Source organism: Microbacterium karelineae, assembly GCF_009745985.1.
Lineage (GTDB): Bacteria > Actinomycetota > Actinomycetes > Actinomycetales > Microbacteriaceae > Microbacterium > Microbacterium karelineae.
Map to the genome: position 1 here is coordinate 1 of NZ_WFIX01000085.1, position 218 is coordinate 218.

General features: G+C 52.8%; 1 protein-coding gene. It reads left to right on the forward strand.

Annotated elements, in window-relative coordinates:
* Nucleotides 1-42: 42 nt before the first annotated feature.
* Nucleotides 43-218, forward strand: a 176-nt coding sequence (locus tag GB932_RS22015; protein WP_497755941.1) for a hypothetical protein, incomplete at its 3' end; no start/stop codon positions are given.

The following is a 218-nucleotide window of genomic DNA, read 5'->3' on the forward strand; positions in this document are numbered from 1 at the left end:
TTTTTTTTTAATTCGGGGGGAGAGATTTGAAGAGGCGGCACCATGTTGGTCTACCAGGATCTGCTTACCGGTGACGAGCTCCTGTCGGATTCGTTCCCCTACAGAGAGATCGAGAACGGCATCCTCTGGGAAGTCGATGGCAAGTGGGTCGTTCAAGGAGCTATTGATGTGGACATTGGTGCCAACCCATCTGCTGAGGGTGGTGGTGATGATGAGGG